Origin of the sequence: Citrobacter sp. Cc139 (assembly GCF_030334645.1) — a bacterium.
GTDB classification, from domain to species: Bacteria; Pseudomonadota; Gammaproteobacteria; order Enterobacterales; family Enterobacteriaceae; genus Citrobacter; species Citrobacter werkmanii.
Map to the genome: position 1 here is coordinate 111,795 of NZ_JAOWDM010000075.1, position 24,907 is coordinate 136,701.

22 protein-coding genes are annotated in these 24,907 nt (G+C 52.0%); 14 read left to right on the plus strand and 8 right to left on the minus strand.

Annotated elements, in window-relative coordinates; translation table 11 throughout:
• Nucleotides 1-128 precede the first annotated feature (128 nt).
• The 5 genes from lon to bolA all read right to left on the minus strand — a co-directional run bounded on the left by lon (nucleotide 129) and on the right by bolA (nucleotide 6,902).
• Nucleotides 129-2,483 (minus strand): endopeptidase La, encoded by a 2,355-nt coding sequence (lon, locus tag OGV69_RS08810; protein WP_038638272.1) that lies wholly within the window; start codon nucleotides 2,481-2,483, stop codon nucleotides 129-131.
• Nucleotides 2,484-2,667: 184 nt separating this feature from the next.
• Entirely contained in the window at nucleotides 2,668-3,942 is a 1,275-nt protein-coding gene (gene clpX / locus OGV69_RS08815; RefSeq protein ID WP_003831013.1) for an ATP-dependent protease ATP-binding subunit ClpX, read from the minus strand.
• Nucleotides 3,943-4,068: 126 nt separating this feature from the next.
• A complete protein-coding gene (gene clpP, locus OGV69_RS08820) occupies nucleotides 4,069-4,692 on the minus strand; it encodes an ATP-dependent Clp endopeptidase proteolytic subunit ClpP (RefSeq protein ID WP_032939995.1) in 624 nt (207 codons plus the stop codon).
• Between the two features lie 247 nt (nucleotides 4,693-4,939).
• Nucleotides 4,940-6,238, minus strand: a complete 1,299-nt coding sequence (gene tig / locus OGV69_RS08825; RefSeq protein ID WP_003021622.1) for a trigger factor — start codon at nucleotides 6,236-6,238, stop codon at nucleotides 4,940-4,942.
• 346 nt (nucleotides 6,239-6,584) lie between these two features.
• Nucleotides 6,585-6,902: a transcriptional regulator BolA gene (gene bolA / locus OGV69_RS08830; RefSeq protein ID WP_038638264.1), complete on the minus strand. Its 318-nt coding sequence runs from the start codon at nucleotides 6,900-6,902 to the stop codon at nucleotides 6,585-6,587.
• A gap of 306 nt (nucleotides 6,903-7,208) precedes the next feature.
• Between bolA and OGV69_RS08835 the strand changes: the two genes are divergently transcribed.
• From OGV69_RS08835 to cyoE, 7 genes are all read left to right on the plus strand, one after another.
• The gene (locus OGV69_RS08835; protein WP_003021617.1) at nucleotides 7,209-7,787 is read left to right on the plus strand and encodes a lipoprotein; all 579 of its coding nucleotides are present in this window, start codon (nucleotides 7,209-7,211) and stop codon (nucleotides 7,785-7,787) included.
• A 44-nt stretch (nucleotides 7,788-7,831) separates the two neighbouring features.
• Nucleotides 7,832-9,307: a muropeptide MFS transporter AmpG gene (ampG, locus tag OGV69_RS08840; protein ID WP_069323958.1), complete on the plus strand. Its 1,476-nt coding sequence runs from the start codon at nucleotides 7,832-7,834 to the stop codon at nucleotides 9,305-9,307.
• A gap of 585 nt (nucleotides 9,308-9,892) precedes the next feature.
• Nucleotides 9,893-10,849: a cytochrome o ubiquinol oxidase subunit II gene (gene cyoA, locus OGV69_RS08845; RefSeq protein WP_038638258.1), complete on the plus strand. Its 957-nt coding sequence runs from the start codon at nucleotides 9,893-9,895 to the stop codon at nucleotides 10,847-10,849.
• 10 nt (nucleotides 10,850-10,859) lie between these two features.
• Nucleotides 10,860-12,851 carry a cytochrome o ubiquinol oxidase subunit I gene (cyoB, locus tag OGV69_RS08850; RefSeq protein WP_038638255.1) on the plus strand — a complete coding sequence of 664 codons (1,992 nt, stop codon included), beginning with the start codon at nucleotides 10,860-10,862 and terminating at the stop codon, nucleotides 12,849-12,851.
• Entirely contained in the window at nucleotides 12,841-13,455 is a 615-nt protein-coding gene (locus tag OGV69_RS08855; RefSeq protein WP_003831007.1) for a cytochrome o ubiquinol oxidase subunit III, read from the plus strand. Before cyoB ends, OGV69_RS08855 begins: the two co-directional genes overlap by 11 nt.
• The gene (locus OGV69_RS08860) at nucleotides 13,455-13,784 is read left to right on the plus strand and encodes a cytochrome o ubiquinol oxidase subunit IV (protein ID WP_003831006.1); all 330 of its coding nucleotides are present in this window, start codon (nucleotides 13,455-13,457) and stop codon (nucleotides 13,782-13,784) included. Before OGV69_RS08855 ends, OGV69_RS08860 begins: the two co-directional genes overlap by 1 nt.
• Nucleotides 13,785-13,795: 11 nt before the next feature.
• Nucleotides 13,796-14,686, plus strand: a complete 891-nt coding sequence (gene cyoE / locus OGV69_RS08865) for a heme o synthase (protein ID WP_003831005.1) — start codon at nucleotides 13,796-13,798, stop codon at nucleotides 14,684-14,686.
• A gap of 94 nt (nucleotides 14,687-14,780) precedes the next feature.
• On the opposite strand, the gene OGV69_RS08870 is transcribed toward cyoE, so the two are convergent.
• Nucleotides 14,781-15,155, minus strand: a complete 375-nt coding sequence (locus tag OGV69_RS08870) for a DUF1493 family protein (RefSeq protein WP_069323957.1) — start codon at nucleotides 15,153-15,155, stop codon at nucleotides 14,781-14,783.
• Nucleotides 15,156-15,389: 234 nt separating this feature from the next.
• Between OGV69_RS08870 and OGV69_RS08875 the strand changes: the two genes are divergently transcribed.
• The gene (locus OGV69_RS08875) at nucleotides 15,390-16,754 is read left to right on the plus strand and encodes an MFS transporter (RefSeq protein WP_038638246.1); all 1,365 of its coding nucleotides are present in this window, start codon (nucleotides 15,390-15,392) and stop codon (nucleotides 16,752-16,754) included.
• 79 nt (nucleotides 16,755-16,833) lie between these two features.
• Here the strand turns inward: OGV69_RS08875 and OGV69_RS08880 are convergent, their stop codons facing one another.
• The gene (locus tag OGV69_RS08880) at nucleotides 16,834-17,325 is read right to left on the minus strand and encodes a YajQ family cyclic di-GMP-binding protein (RefSeq protein WP_038638234.1); all 492 of its coding nucleotides are present in this window, start codon (nucleotides 17,323-17,325) and stop codon (nucleotides 16,834-16,836) included.
• 174 nt (nucleotides 17,326-17,499) lie between these two features.
• Between OGV69_RS08880 and panE the strand changes: the two genes are divergently transcribed.
• The 3 genes from panE to OGV69_RS08895 are packed head-to-tail and all read left to right on the plus strand — an operon-like array spanning nucleotide 17,500 to nucleotide 20,076.
• Nucleotides 17,500-18,411, plus strand: coding sequence for a 2-dehydropantoate 2-reductase (panE, locus tag OGV69_RS08885; RefSeq protein WP_069323956.1), 912 nt, complete (start codon nucleotides 17,500-17,502; stop codon nucleotides 18,409-18,411).
• On the plus strand, nucleotides 18,374-18,964 hold the full coding sequence (gene yajL / locus OGV69_RS08890) for a protein deglycase YajL (RefSeq protein WP_069323955.1): 591 nt from the start codon (nucleotides 18,374-18,376) through the stop codon (nucleotides 18,962-18,964). The genes panE and yajL overlap by 38 nt, the downstream gene beginning before the upstream one ends.
• Nucleotides 18,965-18,993: 29 nt before the next feature.
• Complete coding sequence (locus OGV69_RS08895) at nucleotides 18,994-20,076, plus strand: hypothetical protein (protein ID WP_069323954.1); 1,083 nt, start codon at nucleotides 18,994-18,996, stop codon at nucleotides 20,074-20,076.
• A gap of 100 nt (nucleotides 20,077-20,176) precedes the next feature.
• On the opposite strand, the gene thiI is transcribed toward OGV69_RS08895, so the two are convergent.
• Nucleotides 20,177-21,625 (minus strand): tRNA uracil 4-sulfurtransferase ThiI, encoded by a 1,449-nt coding sequence (gene thiI, locus OGV69_RS08900; RefSeq protein ID WP_038638226.1) that lies wholly within the window; start codon nucleotides 21,623-21,625, stop codon nucleotides 20,177-20,179.
• Nucleotides 21,626-21,833: 208 nt separating this feature from the next.
• Between thiI and xseB the strand changes: the two genes are divergently transcribed.
• The 3 genes from xseB to dxs are packed head-to-tail and all read left to right on the plus strand — an operon-like array spanning nucleotide 21,834 to nucleotide 24,863.
• On the plus strand, nucleotides 21,834-22,076 hold the full coding sequence (gene xseB, locus OGV69_RS08905; protein WP_038638224.1) for an exodeoxyribonuclease VII small subunit: 243 nt from the start codon (nucleotides 21,834-21,836) through the stop codon (nucleotides 22,074-22,076).
• Complete coding sequence (gene ispA, locus OGV69_RS08910; RefSeq protein ID WP_038638213.1) at nucleotides 22,077-22,976, plus strand: (2E,6E)-farnesyl diphosphate synthase; 900 nt, start codon at nucleotides 22,077-22,079, stop codon at nucleotides 22,974-22,976.
• 24 nt (nucleotides 22,977-23,000) lie between these two features.
• On the plus strand, nucleotides 23,001-24,863 hold the full coding sequence (dxs, locus tag OGV69_RS08915) for a 1-deoxy-D-xylulose-5-phosphate synthase (RefSeq protein ID WP_038638211.1): 1,863 nt from the start codon (nucleotides 23,001-23,003) through the stop codon (nucleotides 24,861-24,863).
• The last annotated feature ends 44 nt before the right edge of the window (nucleotides 24,864-24,907 follow it).

Consider the following 24,907-nt stretch of genomic DNA (forward strand, 5'->3'; position numbering starts at 1 on the left):
TGCCCTTACAACACCCGTTAATGATGGCAAGCCTAATCCGTCATCTAAATTAGCTATACAAAAAAAGGCTGGCAAGTCCGAAATGGCCTGCCAGCCCTGTTTTTATTAGTGCTCTTTGCGCGAGGTCACTATTTTGCGGTCACAACCTGCATTCCAGAGGGTTCATTTTGCAGCGCAAGCGTCAAAACTTCCTCGATACGTTTCACCGGATGGATGTCCAGATCGGCAATCACGTTGTCCGGAATCTCTTCCAGGTCACGTTTGTTTTCATCTGGAATTAAGACCGTCTTAATGCCGCCACGGTGCGCCGCCAGCAGTTTTTCTTTCAAACCACCGATTGGCAGCACCTGACCACGCAGAGTGATCTCGCCGGTCATCGCCACATCGGCGCGTACCGGGTTACCGGTCAGACAAGAAACCAGCGCGGTACACATGGCAATACCGGCACTTGGACCATCTTTCGGCGTCGCCCCTTCTGGTACGTGAACGTGGATGTCGCGTTTTTCGTAAAAGTCCGGATTAATACCCAGTTTTTCCGCGCGCGCACGCACCACGGTCAGTGCAGCCTGAATAGACTCCTGCATTACCTCACCCAAAGAACCGGTGTAGGTCAGCTTGCCTTTACCCGGAACGCAGGCGGTTTCGATGGTCAGCAGATCGCCGCCCACTTCCGTCCACGCCAGACCGGTCACCTGACCGACGCGGTTTTCGTTGTCCGCGCGACCATAGTCAAAGCGCTGCACGCCCAGGTAGTCGTGCAGGTTGTCGCCATTGATCACAATATGTTTCAGTGATTTGTCGAGCAGCAACTGCTTCACGGCTTTGCGGCACAGTTTAGAGATTTCACGCTCCAGACTACGCACGCCCGCTTCACGGGTGTAGTAACGAATAATGCCCACAATGGCGCTATCGTCGACCGTAAGCTCGCCTTTTTTCAGCGCGTTACGCTCAATCTGTTTCGGCAACAGGTGACGTTTAGCAATGTTCAGCTTCTCGTCTTCGGTGTAGCCGGACAGACGGATCACTTCCATACGATCCAGCAACGGCGCCGGAATATTCATGGAGTTCGAAGTCGCAACGAACATCACGTCGCTGAGATCGTAGTCCACTTCCAGGTAGTGATCGCTGAACGCCACGTTCTGCTCTGGATCCAGCACCTCAAGCAGCGCGGAAGCCGGATCGCCACGCATGTCGGAAGACATTTTGTCGATCTCATCGAGCAGGAACAGCGGGTTTTTAACGCCCACTTTGGCCATTTTCTGGATCAGTTTACCCGGCATCGAACCGATATAGGTCCGACGGTGACCGCGAATTTCAGCCTCATCACGTACGCCGCCCAGCGCCATACGGATGTATTTACGCCCGGTCGCTTTCGCGATGGACTGGCCCAGAGAAGTTTTACCTACCCCCGGCGGCCCAACCAGACACAGGATCGGCCCCTTGATTTTGTTCACACGGCTTTGAACCGCGAGATACTCAAGGATACGGTCTTTGACGCGTTCCAGACCGTAATGGTCGGTATCGAGGATTTCCTGCGCCTGACGCAGGTCTTTTTTGACCTTGCTACGCGCATTCCACGGTACCTGTACCATCCAGTCGATGTAGCCACGGACCACGGTCGCTTCCGCCGACATCGGAGACATCATTTTCAGCTTCTGCAGCTCTGCTTCGGCTTTCTCTTTTGCCTCTTTCGGCATTTTCGCCGCGTCGATTTTGCGTTTCAGCGCTTCGTTTTCGTCCGGCGCATCATCCATCTCGCCGAGTTCTTTCTGAATAGCTTTCATCTGCTCGTTCAGATAGTACTCGCGCTGGGATTTTTCCATCTGCTTCTTCACGCGGTTGCGAATGCGTTTCTCAACCTGCAGCAGATCGATTTCAGATTCCATCATCGCCATCAGATATTCCAGACGTTCGTTAACGTCGGACATCTCCAGCACGGACTGCTTGTCTGCCAGCTTCAGCGGCATGTGCGCAGCGATGGTGTCCGCCAGACGCGCGGGATCGTCAATGCTGTTCAGCGACGTCAACACTTCTGGTGGGATTTTCTTGTTCAGCTTGATATAGCCTTCGAACTGGCTGATAGCGGTACGCACCAGCACTTCCTGTTCGCGCTCATCAATGGCAGGCGAGTCAAGGTACTCCGCTTTTGCAGAGAAATGCTCGCCGTTGTCAGACAGCGCAGAAATACGCGCGCGCTGTAACCCCTCGACCAGCACTTTTACGGTGCCGTCAGGCAGTTTCAGCATCTGCAAAATAGAGGCCACGGTCCCGACGGTGAAAAGATCGTTTACACCCGGCTCATCCGTTGACGCTTCTTTCTGTGCGACCAGCATGATTTTTTTATCATGGTCCATAGCCGCTTCCAGACAACGGATAGATTTTTCCCGCCCTACAAATAAGGGTATGACCATGTGCGGATAAACCACCACATCGCGCAACGGCAATACGGGGATTTCAATGCGTTCAGAACGCTCAGGATTCATAGAGCTCTCTCTTAGTTTAGTGTCCGCCAGGTAATCAGGTGGTACGACTGTGCTTCACACCACCTTTAACATGTATGTCAGTATATGGGGATGTTTCCCACACATTCAACGCCATGTTTACGGAAAAATAAAAGGGGAGATAAAATCCCCCCTTTTTAATTAAATGTCTGTATGAATTGATGAATTATTCGCCAGATGCCTGCTGTGCTTCCGGCTTACCGTAAATCAGCAATGGCTTGCTCTGACCGCCAATCACCGACTCATCGATCACCACTTTTTCGACGTCTTCCATCGAAGGCAGATCGTACATGGTGTCAAGCAGCGCGGCTTCGACGATGGAACGCAAACCACGGGCACCGGTTTTACGCGCCATCGCTTTCTTGGCGATAGCATCCAGCGCTTCCTCACGGAACTCCAGATCGACACCTTCAAGGTTGAACAGCGCCTGGTACTGCTTGGTCAGGGCGTTTTTCGGCTCTTTCAGGATCTGGATCAGCGCTTCTTCACTCAGTTCGCTCAGCGTTGCCACCACCGGCAGACGACCGATGAACTCAGGGATCAGACCAAATTTGATCAGATCTTCCGGCTCCACCTGCGACAGCAGCTCACCTTCGCTGGCTTTATCAGACTGCGCTTTTACCGTTGCGCCAAAACCAATGCCGGAGCCGGTTTCAACACGGTTAGCGATCACTTTGTCCAGACCAGCGAACGCGCCACCGCAGATAAACAGGATCTTGGAGGTATCAACCTGCAGGAACTCCTGCTGCGGATGTTTACGTCCCCCCTGCGGCGGAACGGCGGCAACCGTACCTTCGATCAGTTTCAACAGCGCTTGCTGTACGCCTTCGCCAGAAACGTCACGGGTAATGGACGGGTTGTCAGACTTACGAGAAATCTTGTCGATTTCATCGATATAGACGATCCCGCGCTGCGCTTTCTGTACGTCGTAGTCGCACTTCTGCAGCAGTTTCTGAATAATATTTTCAACATCTTCACCCACATAACCGGCTTCGGTCAGCGTGGTGGCGTCAGCCATAGTAAACGGAACGTCCAGCAGGCGCGCCAGCGTTTCAGCCAGCAGCGTTTTACCGGACCCCGTCGGGCCAATCAGCAGGATGTTACTTTTGCCCAACTCGACGCCATTGCTGGTGTCGCCGTTGCGCAGACGTTTGTAATGGTTGTATACCGCGACCGCCAACACTTTCTTCGCCTGTTCCTGACCGATAACGTAATCGTCCAGGTGATTGCGAATTTCATGTGGCGTCGGCAGCGCACTGCGTTCACGGTGCGGTGCTACTTCCTTAATCTCTTCGCGAATGATGTCGTTACACAAATCGACACATTCGTCGCAGATATACACGGATGGACCGGCAATCAGCTTCCGCACTTCATGCTGGCTTTTGCCGCAAAAAGAGCAGTACAACAATTTGCCCGAGCCATCTTTGCGTTTATCTGTCATGGGTCAAAACCTCTTCTTTGTTCTTTGTGCCGCACACGACGACGCAAATGCCATTCTCAGGCGCAAGACGCTAGTCAGCGTTGTGCCGCTCCAGGTAATTATAGCGGCACACCTGCGCACTGGGCATTAATTACGATGGGTCAAAATCGAGTCGACCAGACCGTACTCTACCGCTTCAGAAGCGGAGAGGAAGCGATCGCGCTCGGTATCACGTTCAATCTGCTCAAGAGATTGACCCGTATGATGCGCCATAAGTTCGTTCATGCGCCCTTTTACCTTCAGGATTTCGCGGGCATGAATTTCAATATCCGTTGCCTGGCCCTGGTAACCGCCCAGAGGCTGGTGGATCATGACGCGAGAGTTAGGCAGGCAAAAACGTTTACCTTTCGCCCCGGCAGTCAGCAGGAACGCGCCCATTGAGGCCGCCTGGCCCATACAAATGGTGCTGACGTCCGGCTTAATAAACTGCATGGTGTCATAGATAGACATCCCGGCAGTAATTACCCCACCAGGGGAGTTGATGTACAGGTAGATATCTTTTTCCGGGTTTTCTGCTTCCAGGAACAGCATCTGCGCCACAATCAGGTTAGCCATATGGTCTTCGACCTGGCCAGTCATAAAAATGACGCGTTCCTTAAGTAGACGAGAATAGATATCAAAAGAGCGCTCACCACGTGAGGTCTGTTCAATGACCATCGGCACCAGCGCCATATGGGGTGCAAAGTTATCTCGTTCGCCGCTGTATGACATTTCCGTCTCCTGGATAAAATTTGAAAAAACCTGCTGTGCTGATTGTAACCTTATGGACGGATTATCAGCTAGTCCCTCAGTAATGGGTACGACATCGCCATAATTCAAGCATAACAATCTTTTGTTGTAACGCTAACACTGAAACGCTGTTTTCGCACTCTTCCCATGCAAAATGCGTGACAAAAAAAAACCCGCCACCAAAAGGTGACGGGCTTGCGTACGAAATTCGTGCTACAAAAGCGACGAATTACGCCTGCTGGTTCATCAGCTCGTTGAAGGAAGTGGCTTTTTCAGTCACTTTCGCTTTCGCCAGAACGGCTTCAACAGCTTGTTCTTCCAGAGCGACGTTACGCATGTTGTCCATCAGCTCTTTGTTTTTGCTGTAGAACTCAACAACTTCTTTCGGATCTTCGTAAGCAGAAGCCATCTCTTCGATCAGGCCTTTAACGCGATCTTCGTCAGCTTTCAGCTCGTTGGTGCGAATAACTTCGCCCAGCAGTAGGCCTACAACTACGCGACGCTTAGCCTGTTCTTCGAACAGTTCACGCGGCAGTTCCAGAGCTTGTTTCTCGTTACCGCCAAAACGCTGCGCAGCCTGACGACGCAGAACGTCGATTTCGCTGTCGATCAGAGCAGCCGGTACGTCGATGTCGTTAGCTTTTACCAGACCTTCGATCGCCTGAGACTTAACGCGGTTACGCACAGCGCCTTTCAGCTCGCGCTCCATGTTTTTACGTACTTCAGCACGCAGACCGGCTACGGAACCATCTTCCACGCCGAAACGTTTGATGAATTCTTCAGTCAGCTCCGGCAGTTCGCGTTCTTCAACTTTCTTCAGGTTGATAACGAACTTAGCGGCTTTACCTTTCAGGTTTTCAGCGTGGTACTCTTCCGGGAAGGTCACGTCGATAGTGAACTCTTCGCCAGCTTTGTGGCCTTTAACGCCTTCTTCAAAGCCTGGGATCATACGACCCTGGCCCATCGCCAGTACGAAGTCAGACGCTTTGCCGCCTTCGAACTCTTCGCCGTCTACAGAACCGGTGAAGTCGATGGTTACACGGTCTTCTGCATCAGCAGCGCCGTCTTTATCTTTCCAGGTAGCCTGCTGCTTACGCAGAGTGTCCAGCATTACATCAACGTCAGCGTCGGTGACTTCAACAACCGGTTTTTCAACTTCGATTGCTTCCAGGCCAGTCAGCTCAACTTCCGGGTACACTTCGAACTCTACCGCGTAAGTAAAATCTTCACCCAGCTTGTATTCCCCCGGAACGTAGTTCGGTGCGCCAGCCGGATTGATTTTTTCTTTGATGATCGCGTCAACGAAGTTGCGGCTCATCAGGTCGCCCAGCACGTCCTGACGCACGGAAGCGCCATAACGCTGAGCAACAACATTCATCGGTACTTTTCCTTTGCGGAAACCGTCAATACGCACTTTCTTCGCTACGTTGACCAGCTCGCTTTTCACAGCGGTCTCGATGCTGTCAGCAGCGATAGTAATCGTTACACGGCGGCCAAGGCCTTGAGTGGTTTCAACTGAAACTTGCATCTTGTTACCTCAAAAAATCACAGTGCTCGGTCAACTCTTCTCCGCAAGCACAGGTTGTTGGCTTCGCGGAACTGGGATGTTCTCATAAGCAATCACATTCCCTGTCGTCAGAATCATCCCGAAGACATTCCGAAAAATAAGACGCGCATTATAGCGGCATCACTTTTATGAGTCGAGAACGGTTATCGCGCGTTGCTGCGGCTTTTTTCACAATTCCCGGCTAATTTTTGTCTGAATACTGTACGACTCCCCCAGAATTCAGACAAAACAAAACGGCCCGCAGGCCGTTTTCACATATTCTGTAGCAACATACTGGAAAAACATCGGTTGTTGCAAATCCGTTTTTCTACGCGATGCTCCCGGCTCCACGACAAGGGGGCGACGCAAAGATCGTGTCCTGCAACGCTTCCCACTCCTTAATGGTATAGGTATGCAGGGCTAACGCATGTACGGTTGTGGAGAGTTCCGCCGTTAACGTGCCGTAAATCATCCGATGACGATTAAGAAAACGTTCACCTGTAAAACGATCGCTAACCAGCACAACCTTAAAGTGGCTTTCAGAACCTGCCGGGACATTGTGACGATAGCTTTCATCCACAACTTCGAGGAATACGGGTTGGAACGCTGCCCTTAATTTTTCTTCTATTTGCTCACGAATCATCATGAAATTTTTCCTCCGACAACGCTGAGATGTCACCCATCCCTTTAAATACTAGCCGCTTTTACCGTTTTCATTACACCTTAGCAACAAAAAATTAGCGCTTGTCTGATTTTCTCAGCCAAACGAATGAAGTTCACTCATTTCATTCTTTGGTTTATTGCAAAAAGTCCGTTTCTGGTCTCCACAAAGTCATAAAAAGGACAACACAATGAATTTACATGCGTTACCCACTTCCCCTCATCGTTGGCGATGTTATGATGGCGGGAATTTTCTCTAACCACACAATTTAGATTCGCTGAGAGCCCTGGCATGTTTAAAAAAATCCTCTTCCCATTAGTTGCGATGTTTATGTTGGCAGGATGCGCAACGCCGCCTACCACCATTGAAGTCTCCCCTAAAATTACCCTGCCGCAGCAGGATCCGAGCCTGATGGGCGTGACCGTGAGTATCAACGGCGCCGACCAGCGTCAGGATCAGGCGCTGGCAAAAGTCACCCGCGACAACCAGCTGGTTACCCTGACCGCTTCCCGCGATCTGCGTTTCCTGCTGCAAGAAGTGCTGGAAAAACAGATGACCGCGCGTGGTTATATGATTGGTCCGAACGGCGCAGTAAACCTGCAAATCATTGTTAGCCAGCTGTATGCTGACGTGTCTCAGGGTAGCGTGCGTTACAATATCGCCACTAAAGCAGACATCGCTATTATTGCGACCGCGGCGAACGGTAACAAGATGACCAAAAACTACCGCGCAAGCTACTCTGTTGAAGGCGCGCTGCAGGCCTCCAACAAAAATATTGCTGATGCCGTTAACAGCGTCCTGACCGACACCATCGCTGATATGTCTCAGGACACCAGCGTTCACGATTTCATCAAGCAGAACGCTCGTTAATTTCTGCCCATATGGCCCGGCGTTCGTCGGGCCTATAGAAGCCCATGTCCAGTCATTACTTACGTATTTTTCAGCAACCACGTTCAGCTATCCTGCTCATTCTGGGGTTCGCCTCCGGATTACCGCTCGCACTGACATCCGGTACGCTCCAGGCGTGGATGACGGTCGAAAATATCGATCTTAAAACCATCGGTTTCTTTTCTCTGGTCGGCCAGGCCTACGTATTTAAGTTCCTCTGGTCTCCATTGATGGACCGCTATACGCCGCCGTTTTTGGGCCGACGTCGCGGTTGGCTACTGGCGACCCAGCTACTGTTATTGATTTCTATCGCCGCGATGGGCTTTCTGGAACCGGGTACGCAGCTACGCTGGATGGCCGCGCTGGCGGTGGTGATCGCGTTTTGTTCGGCATCGCAGGATATCGTCTTTGACGCCTGGAAAACCGACGTATTGCCCACCGAAGAGCGTGGCGCAGGTGCGGCAATCAGCGTACTGGGTTACCGTTTAGGGATGCTGGTTTCCGGCGGACTGGCCCTGTGGATGGCCGACCGCTGGCTCGGCTGGCAGGGAATGTATTGGCTGATGGCGGCGCTGCTGATCCCTTGCATCATCGCCACCCTGTTAGCGCCAGAACCAACAGATGCTATTCCGGTGCCTAAATCGCTGGAACAGGCGGTTGCGGCTCCGCTGCGAGACTTTTTTGGCCGCAACAACGCCTGGCTGATTCTGCTCCTCATCGTGCTGTATAAACTCGGTGATGCCTTCGCGATGAGTCTGACCACCACCTTTTTAATCCGCGGGGTTGGGTTTGATGCGGGTGAAGTCGGCGTGGTGAATAAAACGCTGGGGCTGCTGGCAACCATTGTTGGCGCGCTGTACGGCGGGATCCTGATGCAGCGCCTCTCGCTGTTCCGCGCATTATTGATTTTCGGTATTCTGCAAGGGGCATCAAATGCAGGTTACTGGCTGCTGTCCATCACTGACAAACACATGTTCAGTATGGCCGCCGCCGTCTTCTTTGAGAACCTGTGTGGCGGGATGGGCACTGCGGCGTTTGTCGCCTTATTAATGACGCTGTGCAATAAGTCCTTCTCAGCGACCCAGTTCGCCCTGCTCTCCGCGCTTTCAGCGGTTGGCCGTGTGTACGTAGGTCCGGTAGCGGGTTGGTTTGTCGAAGCGCACGGGTGGCCCACGTTTTATCTGTTCTCCGTGTTTGCCGCGCTGCCTGGACTCCTCCTGCTGCTGGTTTGTCGCCAGACGCTGGAACATAGCTGGCAAAATGAAAGCTTTATTCCGCGCACGGAATTTCGTGGCGCGTACGGTCTGGCATTAATGACGCTGGTCGCGGGCTGCTGTTTGCTGGCAGTTTGGCTATTGTTGCTGACCCTTAACGCACTGGACTACACCAACTTCTCCTTCCTGCCGGAACTGCTTGAAATCTCGGTTGTGGTCGCGGTCTGCGGAGTGGTATTCGGCGGATTGCTGGATTATCTGGCATTGCGCAAAACCCGTCTGGCGTGATGTTGCATATTTATGCTCTAAATAATTCGAGTTACGGGAAGGCGGCGACGCAGCAAATCCCCAGGAGCTTACATAAGTAAGTGACTGGGGTGAGCGAGGAAAGCCAACACACCCGTAGCTTGAAGTATGACGAGCATATTTAGCCGTTGTAATCACCCTGCGTAATTATAACGGCTAAATAAACAACAACTGATAAAAAATATTATTTGTTATTTTGTGCGCCATAGAATTTGGAAATTATTGACGCCTTTTATACATGCTATTTTCCTTACTCGATTCAGCCATGAAAAATTTATTTTTTGTTCTGTAATTGTCTTTTTATTGATAATCAATTGTTAATTAATTGTTTTATTTTGGTATTGGTTATACCAATTGCCCTCCGCACGTCCCTCACCTGCCTGCTTTCGTTATAACGTGATGTTGCAACAGGTTCTTAAAGCCAACCCGACATATATTGCAACATATGTGACACGCTCGGCAGAACCCGGTAACACAGATCCAATGATGTTTACAGTAATGTAACCTTCCCGTAAAATGACCTCACACTTTAAACGCCACCCGGTCCCGTGGAATTGAGGTCGTTAAATGAGACTCAGGAAATACAATAAAAGTTTGGGATGGTTGTCATTAATTGCAGGCACTGCGTTGCTCAGTGGCTGTAATTCTGCGCTGCTTGACCCTAAAGGACAGATTGGACTGGAACAACGGTCATTGATACTGACGGCATTTGGCCTGATGTTGATCGTCGTTATTCCTGCCATCTTGATGGCTGTTGGTTTTGCCTGGAAGTATCGTGCAAGCAATAAAGATGCGAAGTACAGCCCGAACTGGTCACACTCCAATAAAGTGGAAGCTGTGGTCTGGACGGTGCCGATCTTAATCATCATTTTCCTTGCCGTGCTGACCTGGAAAACCACTCACGCTCTTGAGCCAAGCAAACCGCTGGCGCATGACGAGAAGCCCATTACCATTGAAGTGGTTTCCATGGACTGGAAATGGTTCTTCATCTATCCGGAACAGGGCATTGCAACCGTGAATGAAATCGCTTTCCCGGCGAACACTCCGGTTTACTTCAAAGTGACCTCTAACTCCGTGATGAACTCCTTCTTTATCCCGCGTCTGGGTAGCCAGATTTATGCCATGGCTGGTATGCAGACTCGACTGCATCTGATCGCCAATGAAGTCGGTACTTATGATGGTATCTCCGCAAGCTATAGTGGACCAGGCTTCTCCGGTATGAAATTCAAGGCTATTGCAACAAAGGACCGCGCCGAATTCGACCAATGGGTTGCTAAAGCTAAGCAGTCTCCGAACACCATGAGCGACATGGCTGCGTTCGAAAAAGTGGCTGTGCCAAGCGAATACAACCAGGTGGAATACTTCTCCAACGTGAAACCTGATTTGTTTAAAGATGTTATTAACAAATTTATGGCTCACGGTAAGAGCATGGACATGACCCAACCAGAAGGTGAGCACAGCGCACACGAAGGTATGGAAGGCATGGACATGAGCCACGCGGAATCCGCCAACTCAAGGGGTTGAGAAGAATACGATGTTCGGAAAATTGACACTTGATGCAGTTCCGTTCCATGAACCAATCGTCATGGTTACGATCGCTGCCATTATCATCGGTGGTGCGGCCTTACTCGGCCTTATCACTTACTTCGGTAAGTGGACCTACCTGTGGAAAGAGTGGCTAACTTCGGTTGACCACAAACGCCTTGGCATCATGTATGTCATCGTCGCAATCGTGATGTTGATTCGTGGCTTTGCTGATGCCGTCATGATGCGTAGTCAGCAAGCGCTGGCTTCTGCAGGTGAAGCGGGTTTCCTGCCACCTCACCACTACGACCAGATCTTCACGGCTCACGGCGTGATTATGATCTTCTTCGTGGCAATGCCATTTGTTATCGGTCTGATGAACCTGGTGGTTCCACTACAGATTGGCGCACGTGACGTTGCATTCCCGTTCCTGAACAACCTGAGCTTCTGGTTCACCGTTGTTGGCGTAATCCTGGTTAACCTGTCTCTGGGCGTCGGTGAATTCGCGCAGACCGGTTGGCTGGCGTATCCGCCTCTTTCGGGAATAGAGTACAGTCCAAGCGTCGGGGTCGATTATTGGATATGGGCAGTCCAGTTGTCCGGTATTGGTACAACCCTGACCGGTATCAACTTCTTTGTGACCATCATTAAGATGCGTGCGCCAGGAATGACCATGTTCAAGATGCCGGTATTTAGCTGGGCATCTCTGTGCGCTAACATCCTGATTATCGCTTCGTTCCCAATTCTGACGGTTACCGTCGCGTTGCTGACCCTGGATCGCTATCTGGGCACCCATTTCTTTACCAACGATATGGGCGGCAACATGATGATGTACATCAACCTGATTTGGGCCTGGGGCCATCCGGAAGTGTACATTCTGATCCTGCCAGTATTCGGGGTATTCTCCGAAGTCGCAGCAACCTTCTCGCGTAAGCGTCTGTTTGGTTACACCTCGCTGGTGTGGGCAACCGTGTGTATCACCGTTCTGTCGTTCATTGTTTGGCTGCACCACTTCTTCACCATGGGTGCCGGCGCAAACGTAAACGCCTTCTTCGGTATTACCACCATGATTATCGCCATCCCGACCGGGGTGAAGATCTTCAACTGGCTGTTCACCATGTATCAGGGCCGTATCGTATTCCACTCAGCAATGCTGTGGACGATTGGCTTTATCGTCACCTTCTCAGTCGGCGGCATGACCGGCGTACTGCTGGCAGTTCCGGGTGCGGACTTCGTACTGCACAACAGCCTGTTCCTGATTGCGCACTTCCATAACGTTATCATCGGCGGCGTGGTATTTGGTTGCTTCGCGGGTATGACCTACTGGTGGCCAAAAGCGTTTGGCTTCACGCTGAACGAAACCTGGGGTAAACGCGCATTCTGGTTCTGGATCATCGGCTTCTTCGTGGCATTTATGCCGCTGTACGTGCTGGGCTTTATGGGTATGACCCGTCGCCTCAGCCAGCAGATTGACCCGCAGTTCCATCCGATGCTGGTTGTTGCCGCCTGTGGCGCCGCGCTGATTGCACTGGGTATCCTGTGCCAGTTCATTCAGATGTACGTGTCTATTCGCGACCGCGAGCAGAACCGTGACCTGACCGGTGACCCATGGGGTGGTCGTACGCTGGAGTGGGCAACCTCTTCCCCGCCTCCATTCTATAACTTTGCCGTTGTGCCGCACGTTCACGAGCGTGATGCCTTCTGGGAAATGAAAGAAAAAGGTGAAGCGTACAAGCAGCCTACGCACTATGAAGAGATTCATATGCCGAAGAACAGCGGTGCCGGTATCGTCATTACCGCCTTCGCAACACTGTTTGGTTTCGCCATGATCTGGCATATCTGGTGGCTGGCGATTGCAAGCTTCGCAGGCATGATCATTAGCTGGATTGTGAAAAGCTTTGATGAAGACGTGGATTACTACGTGCCGGTCCCGGAAGTCGAAAAACTGGAAAACCAGCATTTCGATGAGATTACTAAGGCAGGGCTGAAAAATGGCAACTGATACTTTAACGCACGCGACTGCCCACGCGCACGAACACGGGCACCACGATGCAGGCCAGACCAAGATCTTCGGATTCTGGGTCTACCTGATGAGCGACTGTATTCTGTTCTCAATTCTGTTTGCAACCTATGCCGTTCTGGTGAACGGCACCGCGGGTGGCCCGACAGGTAAGGACATTTTTGAACTGCCGTTCGTTCTGGTTGAAACATTCCTGCTGTTATTTAGCTCCATTACTTACGGCATGGCGGCGATCGCCATGTATAAGAACAACAAGAGCCAGGTCATCTCCTGGCTGGCGTTGACTTTCTTGTTCGGTGCCGGATTCATCGGGATGGAACTCTATGAATTCCATCACCTGATTGTTAACGGTATGGGCCCGGATCGCAGCGGCTTCCTGTCTGCGTTCTTCGCGCTGGTCGGCACGCACGGTCTGCACGTCACCTCCGGTCTTATCTGGATGGCGGTGCTGATGGTGCAAGTTGCCCGTCGCGGCCTGACCAGTACTAACCGTACCCGCATCATGTGCCTGAGCCTGTTCTGGCACTTCCTGGATGTGGTGTGGATCTGTGTGTTCACTGTTGTTTATCTGATGGGGGCGATGTAATGAGTCATTCTAACGAGAGCGGCGGCGCATCCCATGGCAGCGTAAAAACCTACATGACAGGTTTTATCCTGTCGATCATCCTGACGGTCATTCCGTTCTGGATGGTGATGACAGGTTCTGCCTCTCCGGCCGTCATTCTGGGAACTATTCTGGCAATGGCCGTGGTACAGATTCTGGTGCACCTGGTGTGCTTCCTGCACATGAATAGCAAATCTGATGAAGGTTGGAACATGACGGCCTTTGTCTTTACTGTGCTAATCATCGCCATTCTGGTTGTGGGCTCCATCTGGATTATGTGGAACCTTAACTACAACATGATGATGCACTAAGAGCGGCGATTATGATGTTTAAGCAATACCTGCAAGTTACGAAACCAGGCATCATCTTTGGCAACCTGATCTCGGTGATTGGGGGGTTCCTGCTGGCCTCGAAAGGCAGCATCGACTACCCCCTGTTTATCTACACGCTGGTTGGGGTGTCACTGGTTGTGGCGTCGGGTTGTGTATTTAACAACTATATCGACAGGGATATCGACAGGAAGATGGAGAGGACCAAAAACCGCGTGCTGGTTAAAGGTCTGATTTCTCCTGCCGTCTCGCTGGTATACGCCACCTTGCTGGGTATTGCTGGCTTTATGCTGCTGTGGTTTGGCGCCAACCCTCTGGCCTGCTGGCTGGGGGTGATGGGCTTCGTGGTATACGTGGGCGTCTATAGCCTGTATATGAAGCGCCATTCCGTTTACGGTACGCTGATTGGCTCACTCTCCGGCGCTGCGCCGCCGGTGATTGGCTACTGCGCCGTAACCGGTGAGTTCGATAGCGGTGCGCTGATTCTGCTGGCTATTTTCAGCCTGTGGCAAATGCCGCACTCTTACGCGATTGCGATTTTCCGCTTCAAGGATTATCAGGCTGCCAACATCCCTGTACTGCCAGTGGTAAAAGGCATTTCGGTCGCGAAGAACCATATCACGCTGTATATCGTGGCATTTGCTATCGCCACGCTGATGCTAACCCTGGGCGGCTATGCAGGTTATAAATACCTGATTGTTGCGGCGGCGGTGAGCGTCTGGTGGTTGGGCATGGCGCTGCGCGGTTATAAAGTGGAAGATGACAGAGTCTGGGCGCGCAAGCTGTTCGGCTTCTCCATCATCGCCATTACCGCGCTCAGCGTGATGATGTCCGTCGACTTTATGGTGCCAAACTCGCAGAACCTACTGACTTACGTCTGGTAAGTTAATCGTCACATCTTCTATGCCGGATGGCGGCTGACGCCTTATCCGGCCTACAAAAAGCACATGGCTTGTAGGCCGGATAAACGTAACCCCATCAGGCATCTTCCTGTTTATTATCCGTCCATATTTCAAACAACCATTTTCCCGCTTCAGCCGACTCGGCAAACATCCTTACGGTTAACGGTATGCGTGTTGCTTCGATTTCTTCCCGGTTAGCTTTGAACCATCTCGTGAAGAGTGGCAAATTGTGCCACGGATAATACGGTTTCCAGTTCACACATGATAAATCGACTTTGAACTCTTTCTCATATCGAGTCAGAGCACTGTGGAGGTCATCACCAGGGACATCAAATAATTCTGAGTCGAGTTCTAAAGGTACCTCTTTCCAGTTTTCATCCAAATACCCGGGTATTTCTTCCCTGAAAAGCTTTAACACATCGTCTTGAATACTCATTAGAATGATGTCCATTGCATATAGTCATCATCCTGAATCAATTGGTCATATTTATCACGAAATACCATTTCCTTTTCCCTCTTTCCATTGGAACCAACCACAAAAACACTACACCTGTAATTATCGCAAGTAAATTAGTTACACAAGTAATTATTTCAATAATACCGCTACACAATTCCACATATCGTAGAGGTTTACCCCACCCCTTCCCCGCTTTACACTAGGCGCGAAATTAATACAGAGGTGGGAATGAACGATTACAAAATGACGCCCGGTGAGTTGCGCGCCACCTGGGGTTTAGGGACCGTATTTTCGTTGCGCATGCTTGGCATGTTTATGGTCCTGCCGGTTCTGACCACGTACGGTATGGCGCTACAGGGTGCCAGCGAAGCCTTGATCGGACTTGCTATCGGTATTTATGGCCTGGCGCAAGCCATCTTCCAGATCCCCTTTGGTCTGCTGTCAGACCGCATCGGTCGTAAGCCGCTTATTGTCGGCGGACTGGCGGTATTCGTTTTCGGCAGCGTGATTGCCGCCCTCTCAGATTCAATCTGGGGAATTATTCTTGGTCGAGCTCTGCAAGGCTCTGGCGCGATTGCCGCCGCCGTAATGGCGCTATTGTCCGACTTAACCCGCGAGCAAAACCGAACCAAAGCAATGGCGTTTATCGGCGTCAGCTTTGGTATCACCTTCGCCATTGCGATGGTATTGGGGCCGATCGTTACCCACGCGCTGGGGCTACACGCGCTGTTCTGGATGATCGCGGGCCTTGCTACCACAGGTATCGTGCTGACCATTTGGGTCGTTCCCAATAGCACGACCCACGTACTGAACCGCGAATCAGGCATGGTAAAAGGTAGCTTCAGCAAAGTACTGGCGGAGCCAAAACTGCTGAAGCTCAACTTCGGCATCATGTGTCTGCACATTTTACTGATGTCCACTTTCGTCGCCTTGCCAGGTCAGTTGGCAAAAGCGGGTTTCCCCGCCGCCGAACACTGGAAAATTTATCTGGTGACGATGCTGCTGTCCTTCGTTTCCGTGGTGCCGTTCATCATTTACGCCGAAGTGAAACGCCGGATGAAACGCGTGTTCCTCGCCTGCGTGTTACTGATTCTTGTTGCCGAAATTGTATTGTGGAGCGCTAACATTCGTTTCTGGGGGCTGATTGCGGGCGTGCAGATATTCTTCCTCGCCTTCAACCTGATGGAAGCCCTCCTCCCCTCGCTTATCAGTAAAGAGTCTCCGGCTGGCTATAAAGGTACGGCGATGGGCGTTTACTCCACCAGCCAGTTTCTTGGCGTGGCGATTGGCGGTTCGCTGGGCGGTTGGGTTGTCGACATGTTTGATGGGCAGGCGGTATTCCTGGCCGGCGCGCTTCTGGCGGCAGTGTGGTTGTTGGTGGCCAGCACAATGAAAGAACCGCCGTACGTTAGCAGCCTGCGCGTGGAAATCCCACCGGAGATTGCCGCGGATGACACCCTGAAGCAGCGTCTGCTGGCTAAAGAAGGGATAAGCGAAGTGTTAATTGTGGCGCAAGAACATTCGGCCTACATAAAAATCGACAGCAAAGTGACCAATCGATTTGAGGTTGAGCAGGCCATCAGCCAGGCGTGAAGATTGCAGGATGGCGACGTCTTATCCGGCCGACAAATAGCGTGTGCTACCTGTAGGCCGGATAAGCGGGCATTACGACTTAATCGCGGAAGTTCTTAAACTGGAACGGCTGGCCGAGGTCGCCGCCACGAACCAGCGCCATAACAGATTGTAGGTCGTCACGCGCCTTGCCGGTTACACGGATTTCTTCGCCCTGAATCTGCGCCTGCACTTTCAGCTTGCTGTCTTTAATCAGCTTAACGATTTTCTTTTGCACCGCGCTTTCAATACCCTGCTTCAGCTTCGCTTCCACAAACCAGGTTTTACCGCTGTGCACGAAGGTTTCCGGTACGTCCAGCGACGTGCCTTCAATCCCGCGTTTCAGCAGCTTGGCACGTAAAATATCCAGCAGTTGATTGACCTGGAAATCTGACTCGCTCAGCACCTTAATCGTCTTATTTGACTCATTCAGCTCAAAAGTCGCTTCAACACCACGAAAATCAAAGCGTGACTCTACTTCGCGGCTGGCGTTTTCTACCGCGTTACGGGCTTCCTGAAGATCAACTTCAGAGACAATATCGAAAGATGGCATCTTTTCCTCTCCCTTCATTTTTGATGCGAAGCATAATACCTGCAAAGTTACTCAACAGACAGCGCTATACTAGGCTGTATCCTTTAATTGTACGCAGAACTGATACCTGCGAACAATAAAGGGGTACGGCCGATATGGATTAACACCTGGTGCTGTTGCAGGTGAGGAGGAAGAATGAAAATTACCGTACTGGGATGTGGAGCGTTAGGACAGCTGTGGCTTACCACGCTGTGCAAACATGGACATGAGGTGCAAGGGTGGCTACGCGTGCCACAGCCCTACTGCAGCGTGAACCTGATCGACACGGATGGATCGGTTTTTAATGAATCCCTGACGGCAAACGACCCCGACTTTTTGGCAAAAAGCGACCTGTTGCTGGTTACACTTAAAGCCTGGCAGGTTTCCGATGCGGTAAAAGGTCTGGCCGCAATTCTGCCTGAAACTACCCCAATTTTGCTGATTCACAACGGTATGGGGACGATTGAAGAGCTGCAAAACATTAAACAGCCTCTGCTGATGGGCACCACCACCCACGCAGCACGTCGCGACGGAAATGTCATCATTCATGTCGCTCAGGGCACAACGCGCATCGGTCCGGCGCGTGAGCAGGACGGTGATTTCAGCTATCTGGCTGAAACACTGCAAGAAGTACTACCGGATGTCGCCTGGCACAATAATATTCGTGCCGAACTGTGGCGCAAACTGGCGGTGAACTGCGTCATTAATCCCCTGACGGGGCTCTGGGACTGCCCAAACGGCGAACTGCGTCAGCATCCGGAAAAAATAGCGCTAATCTGTGAGGAAGTAGCAGCAGTTATTGAACGCGAAGGCCACCACACATCAGCGGATGATTTACGCTATTATGTCGAGCAAGTCATTGATAGTACGGCGGAAAATATCTCATCAATGCTGCAGGATATTCGTGCCATGCGCCATACAGAGATCGACTATATTACCGGTTACCTGTTAAAACGCGCCCGCGCGCACGGCATCGCCGTCCCGGAAAATGCCCACCTGTTTGAAATGGTAAAGAGAAAGGAAAGTGAGTATGAGCGCTCAAGCACTGGTTTGTCTCGCCCCTGGTAGTGAAGAGACCGAAGCGGTCACTACTATCGATCTGCTGGTTCGCGGCGGAATTAAGGTCACTACAGCAAGCGTCGCCAGCGATGGCGACCTGACGATTGTGTGCTCACGCGGAGTGAAACTGCTGGCTGACGCACCGTTGGTCGAAGTGGCTGACGGCGATTTCGACATCATCGTATTGCCTGGCGGTATTAAAGGCGCGGAGTGTTTTCGCGATAGCCCTTTGCTTGTCGAAACCGTGAAGCAGTTTCATCGCTCCGGGCGTATTGTCGCAGCAATTTGCGCCGCTGCCGCCACCGTACTTGTCCCGCACGATATCTTCCCTATCGGAAATATGACGGGTTTCCCGGCGTTGAAGGACAAAATTCCCGCAGAACAATGGCAAGACAAGCGTGTCGTCTGGGATCCGCGCGTTAACCTGTTAACCAGCCAGGGTCCGGGAACATCCATTGATTTTGGTTTAAAAATCATTGATCTGCTGGTAAGCCGCGAGAAGGCTCATGAAGTGGCGTCACAGCTGGTAATTGCGGCGGGAATTTATAACTACTACGAGTAATGCTTAGGCCGACAATAAGAGGGAAAAATATGAAAGGATATCTTAGCGCCATCGCATTTTTGCTGTTTTCCACAGGGGTAGCGGCGACTCAGCTTACGACGAAAAGCATTGAATATCACTACCCTAACAGTACCGAAATCCAGTACCGTTTGCCGTGGTTTACCTCTCCCGATAATCCAGCAATCGCGAAGCGTATCAATGATTATTTGTTCTCATCGCTACTAAATCACTTACCAGGAAAAGACCCGCAGGCCACGCTCAACCAACTCGTTAAAGCCGGTCTGGATGGTACCGAAAACCTGGATTATACGGTTGAGTATCGCAAAGGTGACATTCTGACGATCAATATTTTTGCCGAAGGATGCGGTGCCTATTGCGAATCGTATGATTCACCGATGAGTTTCGATTTAACCAGCGGATCCAAAATAGCGATTAGCGATGTGGTTATAGCAGACGCGCTTCCTCAATTAAACGATCAAATCCGCCAGGATATTCGCACCAGAATCGCAACGTTTGTCGCGCAACAAAAGGCATTACCAGTTGCAGAACAGCGCATCGATGAAGATCAGGTCGTTGATTATGGTGAATTTTATTCGACATGTTATGTTTCTACCATTGATGGGATCGATTACACAGACCGCTTTTCAATTAAAGATAATAAACTGGTTTTCCTGAACGGGCGTTGCAGCAACCACGCCAGCCGGGCGCTTGATGACCTGGGGGATTTCACCACCAGTATTGCGGTTTCAAAGCTCAAGGACACATTAACGCCATACGGCAGGCGCTTACTGTTGGTTGAAGGTCAGCAGCCCGTATCACCTGAACCCGAACTGAGCGGTAAATTGCTTTACGGTACGTTGGGGAAAAACACGCGGATTCTCCTGAACGTAACGTGCGGGAGTGAGTATATTCGTGGCGCGTATTTCTACGAGAAATTTGGCGCGCCCATTGCACTTTCAGGAAAATGTACGGCGACAGACAAACGGCACTACGAACTAACAACTGCGGAGCAGGATGTGAGAAAAGAAACCTTCACCCTCGATTTGATAGATGGTCATTACCAGGGCGTCTGGGAGTCGAACGGAAAGACTCTTCCCGTTCGTTTTGAATAATACCGTTGTATTGCCGGATGGCGGTGTAACCACCTTATCCGGCCTACAAAACGGTACAGTCTGTAGACCGGATAAGCGGCAGCGCCATCCGGCAAAGGAACTACGGGCGATACACCTTCACGTTTTCAAAGCCCTGCTCGCGCAGATACAGCGCCTGCAGGCGGCTCATCACGCCGCGTTCACACCACAGCAGCCAGGTTTTACTCTGGTCTAAATCGCCGAATTTGGTGCTCAGCTTGTAGAACGGCAGTGAAACCACGTCCACACCTTCCACCTTCAGCGGTTTGTCATCCTGTTCATCCACAGAACGGATATCCAGAATCACGTCGTTTGAGCCGAAACCACTCACGGTTTCCACTTCCACCACGGTCTGCTGAGTCTGCTGGGCGATATCGCGAATATCGATATTGTTCGCTTCTTCGACCACTTTATCGAGGATAGAGAAATCGAAGTTTTCTTCTTCGGCCTCAATCTTCGCTTTAATCGCCTTCACCGTTGGGCTTTTTGAAATTACGCCGCAGTATTCCGGCATGGTACGCGCAAAGTCCTCGGTACCAATTTCACGCGCCAGGTTGATGATGTGCTCTTTATCATGGGAGATAAGCGGGCGCAGGATCAGGGTATCCGAAACGTTATCAATCAGGCGCAGGTTGGTCAGCGTCTGGCTGGACACCTGACCCAGCGCTTCACCGGTTACCAGTGCCTGTACGCCGTAGCGCTCAGCGACTTTCGACGCCGCGCGTACCATCATACGTTTAAGGACCACGCCCATCTGACCGTCGTCGACTTTCTCCAGGATCTCGCCCACCACCGGCTCAAAGTTGATCGCGACAAAACGTACGCGATGCGAGCTACCGTAGCGGTTCCACAGATAATGCGCCACCTGACGAACGCCGATTTCATGCGCAGCGCCGCCGAGGTTAAAGAAGCAATAGTGTACGCGGCAGCCGCGACGCATCAGCATGTAGCTCGATACGCCGGAGTCGAAACCACCGGAGATCAGCGACAGGACGTCTTCCTGCGTACCAATCGGGAAACCGCCAATACCTTCATAGCGGCCTTTAACCAGCAGCAGACGGTCATTTTCGATTTCAAGATTCACCGTCACGTCCGGTTTCGTCAGCTTCACGCGCGCGGATTCAATATGCTGGTTCAACCCGCCGCCAACATAACGTTCCACCTCAATGGAGCTAAACTCATGCTTACCGCGACGCTTAACGCGTACACAGAAGGTTTTTCCTTCCAGTTGATCGCGATACTGCACCAGCGCTTTCTCGAAAATATCGTGCATGTCGGTAAACGGCACGTCTTCTACTTCGAGAATATGGTGGATACCCGGAATACGGGTCAGCGCGTCGCGAATATCCAGACGCTGGCTTTCATCTTTAGCGCGAACCTCAACGTGATCCCAGTGACGGACAACGGCAAGGTCTTCATCGTAGTGCTTTAAAACGTTACGAATGTTCCCTGTCAGAATTTTTATAAAGCGCAAACGCACAGATTGGCTTTTGATGGTGATTTCTGGGAACAATTTAATGATAAACTTCATGGCGGCAATGGTTCTTTGGCAAGTCTGAATGACTTGTAATGGAAAAAAATACAGCAGCCCATACCCTGCGGCTGCATCCAGGCGCGCAAGTATACCACTATCATGGTCATCCTGTGCACATCGCCTTACCATTGCGCGTTATTTGCTTATCAGTGCGAGTCCGTTACCATAGTCTTGTGCTGCCAATACAGAGAGTCAGACATTCATTATGCCGAAGAAAAATGAAGCGCCAGCCAGTTTTGAAACAGCGCTGAGCGAGCTGGAACAGATTGTTACCCGCCTGGAAAGCGGCGACCTGCCGCTGGAAGAAGCGCTGAACGAATTCGAACGTGGCGTACAACTGGCGCGTCAGGGACAGGTCAAATTGCAACAGGCTGAACAGCGCGTACAAATCCTGCTGTCAGACACCGAAGACGCCGCCCTTACGCCTTTTACACCGGATAATGAGTAAATGGATTTTACGCAGCAGCTACAGGCTTGCGTTGAGCAGGCCAATCAGGCACTGAGCCGTTTTATCACGCCACTGCCCTTTCAGAACACTCCCGTGGTCGAAACCATGCAATATGGCGCATTATTAGGCGGTAAACGTCTGCGCCCATTCCTGGTGTATGCGACCGGTCAGATGTTTGGCGTCAGCCTGAGTACACTTGATGCTCCCGCTGCCGCCGTCGAGTGCATCCATGCCTATTCGCTGATGCATGATGATTTACCCGCGATGGACGACGACGACCTGCGCCGCGGTCTGCCAACCTGCCACGTAAAATTTGGCGAGGCAAACGCGATCCTGGCCGGAGATGCGCTGCAAACGCTGGCGTTTTCCATTATCAGCGACGCCCCGATGCCGGAAGTATCTGACCGTGACCGCATCGCGATGATCTCTGAACTGGCGCAGGCCAGCGGTATCGCCGGCATGTGCGGCGGCCAGGCGCTGGATCTGGAAGCGGAAGGTCATCAGGTTGCGCTGGATGCGCTGGAGCGTATTCACCGCCATAAAACCGGGGCATTGATTCGTGCCGCCGTGCGTCTGGGTGCATTAAGCGCAGGCGATAAAGGGCGGGAATGCCTGGCAATACTCGACAAATACGCAGAAAGCATCGGTCTGGCCTTCCAGGTTCAGGATGACATACTGGATGTGGTAGGCGATACTGCAACATTGGGTAAACGTCAGGGTGCTGACCAGCAGCTTGGCAAAAGTACCTATCCTGCACTTCTGGGTCTTGAGCAAGCCCGGAATAAAGCCCGGGATTTAATCGAAGATGCCCGCCAGTCGTTAAGTTTGCTGGCCGCGCAGTCACTCGATACCTCGGCACTGGAAGCGCTAGCGGACTATATAATCCAGCGTGATAAATAAACCAACATATCCCATGAGCTTGCGATGAGTTTTGATATAGCCAAATACCCGACCCTGGCGCTGGTCGACTCCACCCAGGAGTTACGCCTGCTGCCAAAAGAGAGCCTGCCAAAGCTTTGCGACGAACTGCGCCGCTATTTGCTCGACAGCGTAAGCCGTTCCAGCGGGCACTTCGCCTCTGGTCTGGGCACGGTGGAACTTACCGTCGCGCTGCACTACGTCTATAACACCCCGTTTGACCAGTTAATCTGGGATGTGGGACATCAGGCTTATCCGCACAAAATTCTGACCGGCCGCCGCGATAAAATCGGCACCATTCGTCAGAAAGGCGGTTTGCATCCGTTCCCGTGGCGCGGTGAGAGCGAGTATGACGTACTGAGCGTTGGGCACTCCTCAACGTCCATTAGCGCTGGCATTGGTATTGCGGTTGCCGCCGAGAAAGAAGGCAAAGATCGCCGTACCGTTTGTGTGATTGGCGACGGCGCTATCACCGCCGGGATGGCGTTTGAAGCGATGAACCATGCGGGTGATATTAAGCCCGATATGCTGGTTATCCTCAACGACAACGAAATGTCGATTTCAGAGAACGTCGGCGCGCTGAACAATCACCTGGCGCAATTACTCTCAGGCAAACTCTACTCTTCGCTGCGCGAAGGCGGGAAGAAAGTGTTCTCCGGCGTACCGCCGATTAAAGAGCTGCTCAAACGTACCGAAGAGCACATCAAAGGCATGGTCGTGCCGGGAACGCTGTTTGAAGAGCTGGGCTTTAACTATATCGGCCCGGTGGACGGGCACGACGTGCTGGGACTTATCACCACGCTGAAGAACATGCGCGATCTGAAAGGCCCGCAGTTCCTGCACATCATGACCAAAAAAGGTCGTGGCTATGAGCCAGCGGAAAAAGACCCGATCACGTTCCACGCCGTACCCAAATTCGATCCATCCAGCGGCTGTCTGCCGAAAAGCAGCGGCGGCCTGCCAAGCTATTCAAAAATCTTCGGGGACTGGTTATGTGAGACCGCAGCGAAAGACAATAAGCTGATGGCGATCACCCCGGCGATGCGCGAAGGTTCCGGTATGGTGGAATTCTCACGTAAGTTCCCGGACCGCTACTTCGATGTGGCGATTGCCGAGCAGCATGCAGTGACCTTTGCAGCAGGTCTGGCGATTGGCGGCTACAAGCCGGTCGTGGCTATTTACTCTACCTTCCTGCAACGCGCCTACGATCAGGTGCTGCATGATGTGGCCATCCAGAAACTGCCGGTCCTGTTCGCCGTTGACCGGGCTGGTATCGTTGGCGCAGATGGGCAAACCCACCAGGGGGCGTTCGATCTCTCCTTCCTGCGCTGCATCCCGGAAATGGTCATTATGACCCCGAGCGATGAGAATGAATGCCGCCAGATGCTGTTTACCGGCTATCACTACAACAACGGGCCATCGGTCGTGCGCTATCCACGCGGTAATGCGGTGGGCGTTGAGCTGACGCCGCTGGAACACCTGCCAATAGGTAAAGGCATCGTGAAGCGTCACGGGGAAAAAGTGGCGATTCTTAACTTTGGCACCCTGATGCCGGAAGCTGCTCAGGTCGCAGAGTCGTTGAACGCCACGCTGGTTGACATGCGCTTTGTGAAACCGCTGGATGAAACGTTGATCCTCGAAATGGCGGCCCGACACGACGTGCTGGTTACCATTGAAGAGAACGCCATTATGGGCGGCGCAGGCAGTGGCGTAAACGAGGTGTTGATGGCCCATCGCAAGCCCGTTCCGGTGCTGAACATCGGCCTGCCTGACTTCTTCATCCCACAGGGCACTCAGGATGAGGCTCGCGCCGATCTGGGTCTTAATGCCGCAGGCATTGAGGCCAAAATCAAGGCCTGGCTGGCATAATCCCCTCCCCGCTCCTGCTATGCTTAATGAATAACACGCTAAGC